This is a genomic window from Paenibacillus humicola, assembly GCF_028826105.1.
GTDB classification, from domain to species: domain Bacteria; phylum Bacillota; class Bacilli; order Paenibacillales; family Paenibacillaceae; genus Paenibacillus_Z; species Paenibacillus_Z humicola.
The window spans coordinates 1019401-1034353 of record NZ_JAQGPL010000001.1; the positions used below are offsets into that span (position 1 = coordinate 1019401).

The 14953-nt window shown below is 54.8% G+C and carries 15 protein-coding genes; 6 read left to right on the forward strand and 9 right to left on the reverse strand.

Annotated features, from left to right (window positions below; genetic code table 11):
• Window positions 1-140 precede the first annotated feature (140 nt).
• Window positions 141-293, forward strand: a complete 153-nt coding sequence (locus PD282_RS04955) for a hypothetical protein (protein WP_274649238.1) — start codon at window positions 141-143, stop codon at window positions 291-293.
• A gap of 23 nt (window positions 294-316) precedes the next feature.
• On the opposite strand, the gene PD282_RS04960 is transcribed toward PD282_RS04955, so the two are convergent.
• Window positions 317-1528 (reverse strand): FAD-dependent monooxygenase, encoded by a 1212-nt coding sequence (locus PD282_RS04960; RefSeq protein WP_274649239.1) that lies wholly within the window; start codon window positions 1526-1528, stop codon window positions 317-319.
• Window positions 1529-1709: 181 nt separating this feature from the next.
• Between PD282_RS04960 and PD282_RS04965 the strand changes: the two genes are divergently transcribed.
• On the forward strand, window positions 1710-2486 hold the full coding sequence (locus tag PD282_RS04965; protein WP_274649240.1) for a TetR/AcrR family transcriptional regulator: 777 nt from the start codon (window positions 1710-1712) through the stop codon (window positions 2484-2486).
• Between the two features lie 22 nt (window positions 2487-2508).
• Entirely contained in the window at window positions 2509-3444 is a 936-nt protein-coding gene (locus PD282_RS04970) for a phosphotransferase (protein ID WP_274649241.1), read from the forward strand.
• Between the two features lie 75 nt (window positions 3445-3519).
• Here the strand turns inward: PD282_RS04970 and PD282_RS04975 are convergent, their stop codons facing one another.
• The 5 genes from PD282_RS04975 to PD282_RS04995 form a co-directional block, all read right to left on the reverse strand.
• Window positions 3520-4308, reverse strand: coding sequence for a sugar phosphate isomerase/epimerase family protein (locus PD282_RS04975; RefSeq protein ID WP_274649242.1), 789 nt, complete (start codon window positions 4306-4308; stop codon window positions 3520-3522).
• A 24-nt stretch (window positions 4309-4332) separates the two neighbouring features.
• Complete coding sequence (locus tag PD282_RS04980) at window positions 4333-5061, reverse strand: carbohydrate ABC transporter permease (RefSeq protein ID WP_274655032.1); 729 nt, start codon at window positions 5059-5061, stop codon at window positions 4333-4335.
• Between the two features lie 115 nt (window positions 5062-5176).
• The gene (locus PD282_RS04985) at window positions 5177-6106 is read right to left on the reverse strand and encodes a carbohydrate ABC transporter permease (RefSeq protein ID WP_274649243.1); all 930 of its coding nucleotides are present in this window, start codon (window positions 6104-6106) and stop codon (window positions 5177-5179) included.
• On the reverse strand, window positions 6106-7476 hold the full coding sequence (locus tag PD282_RS04990; protein ID WP_274649244.1) for an ABC transporter substrate-binding protein: 1371 nt from the start codon (window positions 7474-7476) through the stop codon (window positions 6106-6108). The genes PD282_RS04985 and PD282_RS04990 overlap by 1 nt, the downstream gene beginning before the upstream one ends.
• A gap of 57 nt (window positions 7477-7533) precedes the next feature.
• The gene (locus tag PD282_RS04995) at window positions 7534-8529 is read right to left on the reverse strand and encodes a Gfo/Idh/MocA family protein (RefSeq protein WP_274649245.1); all 996 of its coding nucleotides are present in this window, start codon (window positions 8527-8529) and stop codon (window positions 7534-7536) included.
• A gap of 750 nt (window positions 8530-9279) precedes the next feature.
• Between PD282_RS04995 and rpoN the strand changes: the two genes are divergently transcribed.
• Complete coding sequence (rpoN, locus tag PD282_RS05000; protein WP_274649246.1) at window positions 9280-10590, forward strand: RNA polymerase factor sigma-54; 1311 nt, start codon at window positions 9280-9282, stop codon at window positions 10588-10590.
• A 34-nt stretch (window positions 10591-10624) separates the two neighbouring features.
• Here rpoN and PD282_RS05005 read toward each other — a convergent pair whose 3' ends face one another.
• The 3 genes from PD282_RS05005 to PD282_RS05015 are packed head-to-tail and all read right to left on the reverse strand — an operon-like array spanning window position 10625 to window position 12431.
• On the reverse strand, window positions 10625-11833 hold the full coding sequence (locus tag PD282_RS05005; RefSeq protein ID WP_274649247.1) for an NAD(P)/FAD-dependent oxidoreductase: 1209 nt from the start codon (window positions 11831-11833) through the stop codon (window positions 10625-10627).
• Entirely contained in the window at window positions 11830-12168 is a 339-nt protein-coding gene (locus PD282_RS05010) for a (2Fe-2S)-binding protein (protein WP_274649248.1), read from the reverse strand. The genes PD282_RS05005 and PD282_RS05010 overlap by 4 nt, the downstream gene beginning before the upstream one ends.
• On the reverse strand, window positions 12165-12431 hold the full coding sequence (locus PD282_RS05015; protein ID WP_274649249.1) for a (2Fe-2S)-binding protein: 267 nt from the start codon (window positions 12429-12431) through the stop codon (window positions 12165-12167). Before PD282_RS05015 ends, PD282_RS05010 begins: the two co-directional genes overlap by 4 nt.
• Window positions 12432-12764: 333 nt before the next feature.
• Here PD282_RS05015 and PD282_RS05020 point away from each other — a divergent pair, with 333 nt between their 5' ends.
• Complete coding sequence (locus PD282_RS05020) at window positions 12765-13901, forward strand: NAD(P)/FAD-dependent oxidoreductase (protein WP_420832346.1); 1137 nt, start codon at window positions 12765-12767, stop codon at window positions 13899-13901.
• Window positions 13898-14938: a proline racemase family protein gene (locus PD282_RS05025; protein WP_274655034.1), complete on the forward strand. Its 1041-nt coding sequence runs from the start codon at window positions 13898-13900 to the stop codon at window positions 14936-14938. Before PD282_RS05020 ends, PD282_RS05025 begins: the two co-directional genes overlap by 4 nt.
• The last annotated feature ends 15 nt before the right edge of the window (window positions 14939-14953 follow it).

Sequence of the window (14953 nt, forward strand, 5' to 3'; positions counted from 1 at the left end):
CTGCTGTAACAGGGCTCGGCGTTTTTTTCAATTCGCGGCGTTGCCCGGCTTGACACCGGCAGACTTCGTTTCGATGTCGTAATACGCAATGAAGGCGTGCAGCGGCATGTAAGGAGGTACGATTGACATGAGGCAGATCATTGCGATGGGCGGCGGAGGTTTCTCGATGGAGCTGGACAATCCGCTGCTGGGCCGTCAGCTCGCGCCCGCAGGCTATGGCCTACGACGTCAGCGCCGTCAACGGGCGCATTATAGAAAACAAAATCGTCCCGGATTATTTGGGAAGCGAATGAAACTCAGTTTGTTCGGCTTCGCTTCAAACGGGTTCGTCACCATACGCTTTCAGCTCAATCCCGTTCGCCGCCTTTGCAATCATGCGCATCATCATCCGGAACATGGCGCTCATCACGAACGGAAGGCGCAGCATCGCGTTGCGCAGCCTGATTTTGAAGCGGGAACGTTCGATCATGCCGCCGGCCGCCATCCGCCCGATTTTTTGGTTTTGTTCCACAAACGCTCTCATATGCCGCTCGTAAGCCGCAAAAGCAGCCGCGTAATCCCCGTTTGCCAGCTTCAGCTCGCCGGCCAGGACAAAAGCGCCGACAATCGCGAGGCTGGTGCCTTGGCCGGAAAGGGGCGAAGGGCAATACGCCGCATCGCCGACCAGCGCGACCCGGCCTTTCGACCAGCTTGGCATGCGGATCTGGCAGATCTCGTCGAAATAAAAATCGTCCGCTTCGTGCATCGCCTGCAGCAAGCGCTGGGTCTCCCAGCCCGTTTCATGGCGGAACGCATCAGCGACCAGCTCCTTCTGCATGCCGGTATCGCGGCGGCTGAAGACCATCGACTCCGGCGTGAACAGAAACATCCCCTTGGCCTCGGCGCTGCTTCGGGCGCTTTTCATCCCGACCGTTTTTCCCGGCACCGAATGGAGCAGCTCGCGATGATCGAGGTTTAAATAATTGTCGAGCGTAAAAATCGATATGAAGCAGCCGAGCGTCTGTTTAAACTGCTCTTCGGCGCCGAACGTCAGCGTGCGCACATTGGAATGAAGTCCGTCCGCACCGATCACCAGGTCGAAGGTCTGCGGCTCGCTGCGGTCGAATCGGACCTCCGCTCCCTCCTCTGTGTCCCGGATCCCGGTAATCGAATCGTTCCAGATATAGCGGACGGCATCTTGGGTCAAATCATATAAAATGCCGGTGAGATCGTCGCGCATGATTTCGATGTCCACGTCCTGCCGGTTCCCCATCCCCGCTTCGCTGAGCCGTCCCTCCACTTTGCCATTGCCGTTCACGAAATAGACGCCGGTCATATGGGTATCCGCTGCGCGAACTTGTTCGAGCACGCCCATCTGCCGGAGCACCTCCACGGCCGCCCCGCGCACATCGACGCCGAATCCGCCCTTGCGCAGCGCGGGGGCGAGCTCGACGATCGTCACGTCGAAGCCGTAACGGTGCAGCCAATAGGCCAAAGCTGGACCGGCGATGCTGGAACCGGAAATAAGGATACGCATCGGACTTTTCATTGAGAACCTCTCCCTTTTTAAAACTGTTTATTAAGTAAACAGTGTATATTATAAACAGTAATAAAGAAAGCCTAATTTTGCAAAAAGGACGATGGCGGCTCGAACATTGACATTCGCGCGGAAATTCATTACGTTATTTTGATAACCGATGCGAAACGGATGCCAAGGAAGGAGACTTCATATGGATCACGAGTCCGGGAAAGACCTGCCGCGCGGCGTGGCGCTCAGCTGGGGAATTGAAAAAACGGCGCAGCGCGGCCCCAAACGGGAAATGAGCCTGAAGCAAATCGTCGATGCCGCGATCGCCATTGCCGACCGGGACGGGCTTCCGGGCGTCTCCATGAGCCGGGTGGCAGCGGCGCTCGGATATACGAGCATGTCGCTTTACCGGTACGTGCCGAGCAAGGACGATTTGATGCTTCTGATGCAGGATGCCGTCTGCGATATCCCCGTTCCGCCGGAGGAGCAGGGGAAAGATTGGCGGGAGGGGATGCACGAATTTGTCCGGGCGATCGTCCGCTGTTTTCGGGAGCATCCCTGGTTTTGCGACATTCCGATTTCCGGCGTTCCGGTTACGCCGAATCATTTGAAAATTGCGGACTGGGCGCTCCGTACCATGAAAGGGCTCCCTTTGACCGATCACGAAAAAATGTCCACCGTGCTGCTGCTCACCAATTATGCGCGGGTTCACGCGATGTTTCAGCGGGACATCGATCGTGCGGTTCAAAGCGGCGTCACCCAAGGCGAGCTCAGCGGGGCCGATTACGGCGCGGCGCTCAGGCAGCTCGTTACCCCGGATCGGTTCCCTCATCTTCACCCTATTATGGCGGCAGGCGTTTATACCGGGGAGGATGCCGATGCCGATCCGTTCGGGGACGAATTCGAGTTCGGCTTCGAGCGGATATTGGATGGGATCGGCAATTTCGTTGCCGCGAAAGAGGCGCAGCCGGAACGATAAGCTGAAGGAAGGCGGGAGAGGCATGATGAACGTGCCGAATGCGGTTCGCAAGGAAACGATTTACCGCGGTATGAACGGCCGGACGGTGGAACGCGTCTACATGGAAGGGGGAGGCAGCCGCATCGTCAAACCGTGGGATGCGGATTCCCGGGAGGTCTGGGTGTACGAGCACGTTCTTCCCGCACTGCCGCCCGTTTATCCGGGTCTGATCGAAAGATGGCAGGACGATAACGGCGAACGGCCTTCCAGCTGGATCGCGTTCGAGGATTTGGGCGAGCTTCGCCATGAGTATAAGGAAGAATTGGCGCTCGAGGTCGTCCGGCTGGCGGCGCGATGGCATGCGCTCCCGGCAAGCATGCTGGCCGGTGCCGATCTGAAAGGCATCAAGCCGGCATTTCCGCAGCTCGTCGCCGATCTACGGGCACCCGCGCTCGACATGCCGCGTCTGGCGGCACGAACCGGCATCGACCCGGAAGCCGTGCGGCAGGTCTATGAACGGCTGGAGACGGAAACGATTTCGCCGGAGACCGTGTTCAGCCACGGGGATTTGCATGTCGGCAACTACGCGCACGCAGCGGGCCGGCTGTATATCATCGACTGGGAGCACGCCCACCTGAACAGCCGGTATTGGGATTTGTACCATGTGATCGACCTGTCTCATCCGCTTTACCCGCGGACGGCCGCGCCGGCATGGAGAGAGCGGCTGCTGCAGGCTTATCTTGACGAAGCGGCACAATTCGGCGCCGCGCTGGACCGTCTGCGGTTCCGGCGGGAATATAACCTGTTCGCGATGGCGTTCTCGCTGTGGATGGTTCGCCTCATCGAGTCCGACCGGGCGAGCGGGGGAGGCCCTTGGACGCTGCCGCAGCTGGAGCGTCAGGCGGCGGAAACGGCGGCGGTTTTCCGGGAAGCGTACGCGGCTTATATGGAAGCGGAAAGACAGGCGGAACAGGGTTAGAACCGGAACGGCCGATTGGATGATCCGAAGCAGCGCTAAGAATGTGACCCCAATCGGCCGTCCGCACGGGCTTCCTTATGGTCGAATCAAGCTGCCGTTTGTAATGAACGCGTAGCAGTCCTTCAGCCCTTCGGCGATTCCGCCTCCGCTTTCCTCATCAGCGGATATCCATCCGCTGTATCCGATTTCACGGATCGACCGGAAGACCGGATCGAAAGGAATGCCGCCTCTGCCCAGCACCATCCAATCGCCATTGGCATAATCCTTCAAATGAAAATTATCGATCACATGGCGAAAGCTGCGGATGATTTCCGCAATGTCGGAAATACCGGATTTGACCAAGTGGGCGGTATCCACGGTCAATCCGACGGACTCCTCTTCCACATGGCCGAAAAAGATGTCAAAATCTTCCCGGTGCATGACCGGCTGGTCATAATGATGATGGAGAGAAAGCCGCAGACCCTGCTCACGGGCCTCTTTGCCCAGACGGGAAAGGATGCGCGCATATCCGGCAATATCTTCACCGGTTAAGCCTTCGCGAGCAACGAGGTGGCAGAATACAATCCGCTCTGTCCCGATGCCTTTGGCAAAAGCAAACAACCGCCGCAGCACCGCCCGGCCTTCTTCATCCAGCTTTCCGCCCAGGATCAGCCCCGATCCGGCTCCTTCCAGATGCCCCCACTGCTCCATGAACCGTTCCGGTTCCTCGAGATACGGCATGAACTGGTTGTATTTAAGCTGCAATCCCTCATAGCCGAATGAGCGGTAGCTGCCGAATAATTCGGTTTGTTCTTCCGGCGATTTCGTTGGCTTGGAAAAAGCCAGCTTTATCTTTCCCGACCTATTTGCCATCGTTTCGCTCATATCCGCGACCTCCAATATCGAATGTCAACCCTTAATGCCGGTCGTACTGATTCCTTCCACGAAGTATCGCTGACCGAAGAAAAAGATGATGATCGCAGGCAGTGTCATGAGAGCCGCTCCGGCCATCAACAAATTATACTGCGTGTTGAACTCCCCCCGCAGCGTAATCAGACCAAGCGCCAAAGTAAATTTCGTATCTTGGTTCAAGTACAGCAGCGGCTGTAGGAAATCGTTCCATTCGTTGATAAACGTAAAAAAGGTGATGACGACTAGCACAGGATAAATCAAAGGAAGCATAATCCGGACAAAGATTTGAAAATAGCCCGCGCCGTCCATCATCGCCGACTCATCCAGCTCTTTGGAGATCCCCAAGAAAAACTGCCGGATCAAAAAAATGTTAAACGCACCGCCTCCGAACCATGCCGGCACCGTGAGCGGGTAAAACGTGTTGATGGCTCCCAGTTTACTCCATAGGATATATCTGGGAATCAGCGTCACGGCGGGCGGAAGCATAAGGGACGACATGACCAGAACGAACCACATCTTCTTAAGCGGGAACCGGAGGCGCGCGAAGCCGTATCCGCCTAAGCTGCTGGTGATTAATGTACCGGCCAGGACAGGGATGACAATCATCATCGTGTTTTTAAAGTAGAGCGGAAAGTGTACGGCCTTAAAAACGTCGATATAATTTTGCCATAGAAACTGGTTAGGAAATAGCTTCGGAGGAAACCGGAACAGCTCATAATTATCCATCAAAGAGCTTTTGACCATCCAATAAAAAGGAAACAGGCTTAAAACGCCTATTACATACAGCAGGACATGCTTTGTTGCGTTTCCCAAGGGATGCCGATGCCGGATGAACGACCGGTTACTTGCCGCCATAGAAAACCCAACCTTTCGAGGACTTGAATATAAAAGCCGTCAAAACGGCTATGATCCAAAACAAGATCCATGCCAGCGCGCACGCATACCCGAAATTGTTGTTGACAAACGCTTCCCGGTAAATAAAGTAAGCGTAAAACAGGGTGGCGTTGTTCGGTCCTCCGCTGGTCATGACATAGGCCTGTGTGAAGGCTTGCAGCGATCCGATAAATCCCATGATGAGATTAAAGAAAATGACCGGCGTGATCATGGGCAGGGAAACGAAGAAAAACTTGTGCAGCCAATTCCCGCCGTCGATCTCTACCGCTTCATACAAATGTTTGGGCACATCTTTCAGTCCGGCCAAAATGATCAGAGCGCCGGAACCGCTTGACCACAAATGCATAAAGATCAAAGACGGCACAGCCGACGATTCGTCGAAAATCCACTGCTGCTTCGGAATACCGAATACGGACAAAACGGTGTTCAAAAGACCGAAATCGGGATTGAACAGCCATATCCACAAAAAGCTGCTTGCGACCGCCGGAACGATGGTCGGCATATAAAGGATGGTGCGGAGGATGGCGATCCTCTTCAAGCCCAGATTCATCAGCGTTCCGAGCAGGATGGATGCGATGGACGTCGTCACCACACTGCCGAAAGCATAATAAAGAGTAACCAGAATCGACTTGTAGAAAAATAAATCGCTTGTAAAGATTTTGTCGTAGTTACGAATGCCGACCCATCGCAATACGTCAAAAACCTGCCAATTGGTAAAGCTGATCACCAATGAAGCCATCATGGGCCCGATCGTCCAGAGCAGCAATCCCAATATAACGGGAAGCGTAAATAAATAGCCTGCGACGGCTTCGCTTCTTACCCTTTTCGATCTTGCGGCCGATTTCCGGGTGATCGCATATTCCCTGACGGTTTCCATTACATACCCAGCTCCTGCTTCAATTTCGGCATAATGTCATTTTTCACGACGTCCTCCGCCGTTTTCTTGCCCAGCCAGAGCTGATCCAAAGCAGGCAGGATAATCGTCTGCGCCTTCACATCGTCTTCCCAATAAAATCCGGCTTGCTGCTGGACATTCTTCAATCCGTAATCGACGACGGATTCTTTATATTCTTTCGGATGGTACGGATTGTCTACCCATTTCTTGATCAGATCCGGGTCGGTAAACCATTTTTCTTCGTTCGGCATCGCAAGCCCGGTTTCGATAAGCGGAAAAATATTTTGAGGATCCATGACGAAAGCATAGAACTCCTGGGCTTCCTTCAAATGCTTTTTCGAATTTTCCGTGGCCATGATTTCAATCGCCGATCCGGTATTGATGGTGACCGCTTGCTGCATTTTCGGGAGGACGGCGGTACCGAGCTTCAGTCCTTGTTCGGCCATCGCCTTTCCCAGTACCTGAAGGCTCCACTGTCCGTCAATCACCATCGCGACCTTTTTGGTGAGCAGAGCGGCGTCGGCAGAGGGAAGCGTTGAGCTTTGTGCCGGCTTCGGCATGACCATGTCCACATTGGACAGATCGGCAATACGCTGCAGAGCCTCGATGCTTTCGGGCGTATCAAGCAGCAGCTTTTTATCACTGCTGGTGACGAGCCCGCCTCCGTTGCTGAGCAGGAACGGTTGAATGGTCGTATAGTTGCGCGTCATGTTCACGCCGTACGTTGTAATATTGGCAGGATCGAATCCCGGTTCGCCCGGATGCTTCCCGTTCTTGTCCTTGGTAAGCTTTTTGGCGGTATCGACAAATTGTTCCCAGGTCCAGGCGTTGGCGGCATTGGCGGGAGGGTAGGGAATGTTGGCTTCGTCGAAAATGTCTTTGTTGTAGTACATGATGATGATTTCGTTGTTCGAGCTGTAACCGATCGTTTTACCGGCCGAATCTTTAAACGCAACGTAATCGAGCTTTTTGCCGACTTGATTGCTTTCGTGTACAGGCGTAATGTCCAGAAAACGGTTCGATTTCGCCCAAGGGAAGATTTGGCCGGCATTCATTTTGGCGATATCGGGAAGCGTGTTCGATGCGGCTAAAGCATTCAACTTCGTATTGTAATCGTCGGGGATATACATAGGCTTGATGGTCACGTTCGGATGGGCCTTGTTGTAGGATTCGATAAGCTTGGTATACGATTCTTTTTCGATGTTGTCTCCCCAAAAGGAGAAGGTGAGCTCTACTTTATCGCCGGAGCTGCTCCCGGCAGGCGAAGAGCTGGGGGAATCGGCGCCGTTCGAGCTGCAGCCCATGACTGCAGCCAGCAGGATGACAACCGCAATGCTGAACATTTTTTTCATTTGGGACGACCTCCTCATTGATATTTCTTTCCCTCAGAAACGTTCAAGCGTAAGTGATCACCATTCGCCGAGCTTTACGACACGGTCCTTTTCCAGAGAACGGTACGCGGATTCGAATATTTTCATCGTCTTTAAATTGTCTTCGACGCCGGCTTCCGGTTGTCGCTTCTCTTCGATGGACTTCAATAAATCATAGAACAGGTAGAAGGTGGCTTCCGGTTTATCGTACGGGTTTTGGAAAATCGTTTTTTCGCCGGACGGAGAAACCATTTCGAGCCGCTTGTAATCCATGATGAACCCGCCGTTTGTACAGTCCAAGGTGGAGCCGCGAAGTCCGGTATAGCTGTTGAAGCTTTCGCTCAGGGAAACGATGCAGCCGTTTTCGAATTCCAGCATGACGGAAACGGCGATATCCCGGCTGACGCCGCCAGGGGCTGGAACGGCTTTACAATACACGCTTTTCGGTTCCGACTGCATCATATACCGGTATCCGTCGAACCAGTGATTGGACATAACGGCCATGACGTAACGTTCCCTGGTGAGCCGCCAGCCGATATCCCTGCGCAGGCCGTTCACGGCTTGGGTCAGATGAAGCGGCTTGCCGGGTGCGCCACCCTGCAGCAAGCGGCGTCCGATATGGAAGCTGAAGAAGCGCCTGAAGTTCTGATCGATCTGAAGCGGGACATTGTGCTTCACCGACAATTCGGCAATTTCATGAGCCTGCTCGTAAGTTTCGGCTAAAGGCTTCTCGCAAAATACCGGAATGCGGGCTTGAAAAAACAGGGAAATGATTTCTTTGCGCAAGTGGGACGGCGTACAGAGAATAACCGCATCCATGGAAGATTCGGCGATCATTTTCTCCACGGATGTATACCGGTTCGGGATCAGGTACTGTTCGCTCCTTTCGATCAGCTTTTGTTCATCCGCATCGCATAAAGCATGAATTTCGACAAGCTCCGGGTGTCTCTTTAGTCCTTCCAGATGCATGGGCGAAACGACCCCGGCGCCGACGATACCGACTTTGTAGCGCCGCTTGAGTGAATAAGCATCCATGGTAAACTCCTCCCCCTGTTCGCAATGAAGTTCACTTGAGTTTAATTAATTTCACCAAAGTTGAACGATGGGCAGACCCGAATTCAATCCGTGAGCGGAAGATGAATTCTTTCTCCCCGGATTGCAACGGATTGACGGTTGAAAATGGGTTTCCTTTTGCCCCCCTTCCGAAAATAGAGGTTACTTCGCACGTCCGTCGTACATCAATCGAATTTGTACTTCGTCCCGGTTTCCCGAGCGTGCTTGATAATACCGTTGCAATTTATGTACCAACATCATGGGATCCTTCGATTTCCAATCCTTTGTTCACCATTTGGCCGTTTGAACCTGACAAAACCGAACCGCTATTTAGAAGATAAATTCCGAATTGCATGGTTAATATCGGTCTTGTTGAGCGGCGATCGATTTTTTAAAATGAAGCTGCGGCAGGTTCAAAGAGGTTTTGCAGTTGTCCAGTTTTTTAGACAGTTTATAAACCCATGGACACAATTTCGGTCACCGGCGTTTACATTCCTGGACAGCTGCCGCTCCCTTGCTGCCGCCGGTGTTTATCCTGGACAGCTGCCGCCCCCGGAGTGAAGGCTGCCGGCATGCTGCCGTTGGCATAAATATTGCATGTCTTTTAGCGGATAAAGAATCAGGAGGAGGGGGAGGGACAACTCATCTGTTTGTGCGGGGGTTCCTTGAGAGCTTCAGCGTTTTGCCGACAAAAATGCAGGTTCAAATGACGAGCAGGCAAGGAGGGTAACTATGCAGCTCGGTTATCGTTTGGTTCAGGAGCAGCGGCCCGGTATCCATATGACGCTGGAGATGCAGCAAGCCATCCGTTTGCTCCAATTCTCCGTCCAGGAGCTGACCTCGTTTCTTCACGAACGGTCCGAGGAAAACCCGTTCCTTGAAATCGAATGGCCGGATAAACCGTATCGGGGAGAAAGCCGCATGAATCGTGCTGACGTCAAGGAGAGCGATTTTAACCGGATTGCCTCGCCCGGCGAGACGCTCGAGGATAAACTCACGAGACAACTGCGTATGGAGAAATGCCCGGCAGGCGTACTGCATGCAGCGTGTTATTTGGCGGGGAATGTAGACCATTCGGGATATCTGACGGTCTCCCTGGAAGAAGCGGGATCGCATCTCGGTTATCCGGCTGAAATGATGGAAGCGGGACTTCATCGGCTGCAGTCGCTCGACCCCCCCGGCGTTGGCGCAAGAACGCTGGCGGAATGCTTGCTGCTGCAAATCCGGTGCGATGAACGCCGCCTTCCGTTTGCGGTTGAAATCGTCAGCCGTTTCCTGCCGGATTTGGCAAAAGGGAAATATGACAAGATTGCCCGGGAGACGGGGACGGATCAGGCGCATGTGCTTCGGGTGCTCGAGTACATACGCAGCTTGAATCCCAGACCGTGCCTTGCCGAGTCGGATCATGAAGAACCGCGTATTATCGTCGATGCCCAAATCGTTGTATCGCACGGCAGCCATCAGATCGAGCTGAATCACGGAGCGGCCCCGAAGCTGTCCGTACTTGAAGGTTATGCGGAGCAAATCGAATCTTCTTCCGAAGGAGAGGTGAAGCATTACGTTAGAAACTGCGTAAAAACCGCAAAATGGCTGATCCGGGGCCTGGAATACCGGAATAAGACGCTCCGGAATGTGATTGGAGCAGTGGTAGATGAACAGCTCCCTTTCTTTGAGAAAGGAGCGGCCTACATGCGGCCTTTGAATTTGGAAACGATTGCACAAAAGCTGGACGTTCATCCGTCAACCGTGAGCAGAACGGCCAGAAACAAGTATGTGGAGACGGCCTGCGGCGTGTTCCCGCTGACTCACTTTTTTTCCGTCGGAATTCCGACCGCCGGCGGCGATCCGATGTCTTCCAAAGCGGTAAAACAGAAAATCGTCACGATGATCAAGGACGAAGACAGGAGGAAACCGCTGTCGGACCAGCAAATATCGGAATCGCTGCGAAAAGACGGCATTTGCTTGTCCCGCAGGACGGTTGCGAAATACCGCGAGGAAGAGCGGATTTTATGCTCCGCTCTCCGGAAAATGCGGCACGTATAAAACAATGAGGCGCATATCGGGGCGCCTCTTTGTTTTACTTAAGCGATTTTCTCCACTCGGCTGCCACATGCTCCCGTCCTTTCAGAATGAAAGGGTGGAATTGGATAAGCGCGTTCTCTCGCTCCGCCTGCACATGAAGAATGGCTTGCCGAAGCTCCTGTTCGATCGGGCTGCCGGAACCGGCGCGATCCCTTACGATCGAGAGACCGGCCACGTTCCCTTGGGCGATCGCAATTTTCGCGCTTTCGATTCCCGTAATGTTCCCGGCGACGTACATGCCTTTGAGCGGCGTCTGCATCCGTTCGTTATGCAGAGGGACGCTGCCGCCCAGTTCGGCGGCATAAACGAACGGGCAGCCCGCGACGGCCGCCAGCTCCGCCAGAGGATACAATCCGCCCGCGATGCATACGAAATCGGCAGGGACGTCGCGCACCGTACCGGGTTTGATGCTCCCGTCAGCCGCGTTATCGGTAATTTTTACCCCCTGCACCCGTCCGTCGCCGTAAATTTCTACGGCGGATTTTCGTACATGGATCGGCATCCCCCACAGGTTCACGCCGTGTTTCGGATACAAGCGTAGCGCCCATGCCTGCATCGTTTCGGAACGAAGAAGCCTGCCGCCCAGCCGGACCGCAGCCGAAGGGGCAAGATGGGTAAGCCGGGCGAGCGATCCCATGACCTTCCCGGGACTTCCCGCTTCACCCGTCGCTTCATTCAAGGCGGGAAGCACAATCGAAACAATCTCGACTCCGGCCAATTGGAGTTCCCGTGCGATAGCCAAGGAAAGGACGTTGATTCCGATAATAACCCCCCGATGTCCCGGTCTCACGCGGTGAACGTTAACCATCACCTGGGCGGCGCCAATCGACATCACCCCCGGAAGCGTCCATCCGGCAACGGGTACATTCGCTTCCGCGGCGCCGGTTGCGAGGACGATCGAAGGAGCGGCGCCGGTTTCCCTGCTCGTATGAACTTCCCAGCCGCTCACGGTTTGCCGCAGGTCATATACGGAAGCGCCAAGCTCAAGTTCTACGCCAAGGCGGACCGCTTGATCGACAAGCTTCCCGGCTTCGGCGATCCCGTTCCACCAGCCGCCGCCCAGCTCCTCATGCAATTGTCCCAGCAGTCGCCCTCCCGGCTTCGGGAATTCGTCATAGATTTTTACCTGGAGCCCGTTCCGTGCGCCGGCAATGGCCGCTGCCAAGCCGGCCGGTCCGGATCCGATCACCAGCATATCCGTCATAAAGGCTCGCCCCCCTTCTTCAGCGGCGAGGGAAGCGGCAGCCCGCGCTCCACGTTCATTTCCGCTTGAACGGGGGTAAGGCACGCCCTGACTCCGCCGACACCGTTTACGGTTACCCGGCACTCGAAGCAGTGCCCGATATTGCAATAAATGCCGCGGGGCGTCCCTGTTTCCTCATGATAACGGAGGGTCCGGATTCCGCATGCAAGCAGCGCGGCCGCGATTGGCTCCCCTTCATAGCCGGAAACGTCTTGACCGTCAAACGTAAAGGCAATGCTTCTCCGCTCGCGAAGCGGTCCCAAAACGGGATGATCTTCAATCCTTCCGGGACTCATTCGTCTCCTCCTAACATATGGAATGAAACCGGGCGCACCGGCGGCTGAACTTTTAGCGATATCCCATCCGTTTCCGTTAATCCCGAGACGCTTCTCGCGATCCGCTCAATGACCGGACGGCATGTACGCCCGCCGCAGTACCCCATGCCCGCTCGGGTCCGCAGCTTCAGCTCGCGTGCCGAGCACCGGTATAACTTGGCGGTTTCGATCAAACGCTGCATCGTGACTTCTTCACAACGGCAGATGATTGTCGGTTCGTCCATTTCAAGTCCTCCCTTCAGGCAATTCCATCGCATAAGGTTCATTTGCAATATTTATGCCAATCCGGTACGGAAGGGCAGAGCGCTGAACAGGCACGAAGATTGTCCATTTTTTAAGACATGTCCGGACGGATGTACACCTATTATCGCCTGCCATTCTTTGGACGAAATTGGATCATGCCAAGCAGGCCGCGTGTCGAAGGTTGGCATGAAACTTGCATGGGGAATATGCGGGCACATGCTTAAAACCGTCCGATGAGAAGTTAGCGCAAGGGAGGTGAAACTATTTTGAGTTCGGTTACTCATACGGAGATAGCCGTCATCGGCGGAGGAATCATGGGTTGTTCCATCGCGTATTTTCTCGGTAAATCGGGACTCCATGTGACGGTAATCGAAAAGGGAGAGCTGTCCTCCGGAACCTCGTCCCGGTGCGACGGGAACATCCTGGTCATCGATAAAGATCCCGGTTTCGACAGTTTGATGAGTTTGAAAAGCCAGCAAATCATTGCCGAATTGAGCAGGGAGCTGCAAGAGCCCTTCGAATACCGGGCTCCCGGAAGCATTCTGGTTTGTGAGACGGAAGAGGAGATGGAGGCGGCCCGCGAGTGGGTCGATCAACAGAGCCGGCTGGGTCTCCCGTTTCGGATGCTCGACCGTTCCGATCTCAGGCAGGAATCCAAATATTTTGCCGACGATTTGCTTGGAGGACTGGAATCCGCCTCGGATTCAACGGTCAACCCTTATCGGCTTACCTATGCGTTAGCGAGCGGCGCATCCGGCTTCGGGGTAACATTTCGGACAAAAACGACGGTTACGGGGATCGGCCGCACCGGCAAGGGGGGGCCGTTTCGCATCCGGACGGATCGCGGGGATTACACGGCCGGGAAGGTCATTAACGCCGCCGGCGTTTGGGCGCTCGAAGTGGGCCGCATGGTAGGGCTTAACATCCCGATCGAGCCCCGAAAAGGTCATTTGATCGTCGCATCAAGGCAGCGGCCCGTCGGTATGCGCAAAGTGATGGAGTTCGGCTACCTGATGACCAAATTCGGGAAAACGCGTTCCGTCGACCGGCTCATGGAACAATACGGCGTCGCTCTCGTGTTTGAGCCGACGGAAAGTCAAAATTTTTTGATCGGGAGCAGCAGGGAATTCAACGGATTCGACCATAAGGTCAATATGGAGGTGGTCCGGTGCATCGCCCGCCGGGCGCTGCGGTTTTACCCGCATATTGCCGATTTCCATATGATCCGCGCGTATGCGGGGCTGAGGCCATGGACGAGCGACCACCTTCCGATCGTTTCGGCTGTAAAAAGCGTTCCCGGATTTTACATCGCCGCCGGTCACGAGGGCGACGGGATCAGTCTGGCCGCCATTACGGGCAAATTGATCAGCGAAATGGTGACGGACCGGCCGACGACAATTTCCGTGGAGCCGCTTCGATTCGAAAGATTCCATGAGGAGGAGCATCCATAAAAACGCGCCAAGTATTCCATACAGTGGATACCCATACGGGCGGCAATCCCACCCGTTCGGTGATCAGCGGGCTTCCGCGGCTGAAGGGAGCCACGATGTCGGAAAAGATGCTGCATATGAAAGCGGAGTACGACTGGATTCGCACACTGTTGATGTTCGAACCGAGGGGGCACGATGTCATGTCCGGTGCCTTGATCGTGGAGCCTTGCCGCAAGGATGCGGACATCGGCGTCATATTTATCGAGACCGGCGGGTATTTGCCGATGTGCGGTCACGATACGATCGGATTGTGCACCGCTTTGGTGGAAACGGGGAACATCCCGGTTTCGGAACCGCTTACCCGGATTCGGCTGGATACGCCGGCCGGATTGGTGGTCGCGGAGGCGGAAGTGGAGGGCGGAAAAGCCAAGCAGGTCTCCTTTCAAAATATACCTGCCTTTTTCGACCGGAGCGTGGAAGTGAAGGTCGATGGCATCGGCAGCGTCCACAGCGACATTGCTTACGGCGGCAATTTTTACGCCATTACGGATGCGAGAAGGATCGGACTGGAGCTGAAGCCGCCCAACGCATCGATGATCGTGGATGCGGCGATTCGCATCCGTACCGCCATCAATCGGGAATACGCGATCGTGCATCCCGAAGCTTCATTTATTCGCGGCGTGACGCATGTGGAGTTTTTTAGCGACCCGGTGCACCCGAACGCCCATATTCGAAATACCGTTGTCGTGCCTCCGGGCGGGATCGATCGCTCCCCCTGCGGAACCGGTACGTCCGCGAAACTGGCTGCTCTCTTCGCGAAGGGGGAAATCGGGCTCGGGGAATTGTTCGTTCATGAAAGCATCGTCGGATCGATGTTCAAAGCCCAAGTGGTGGAAAGCGTCAAGGCCGGCGGAATCGACGCCGTCGTGACGAAGATAACCGGATCGGCTTGGCTCACGGGCATGCATACTTTTTATTCCCATGAAGAGGATGAGCTGAACGACGGTTTTCTTCTGATTCCTCCTGCGCTTGACCACGAATTCGGGACGGATCGTTGATCCGCCATGAGGAGG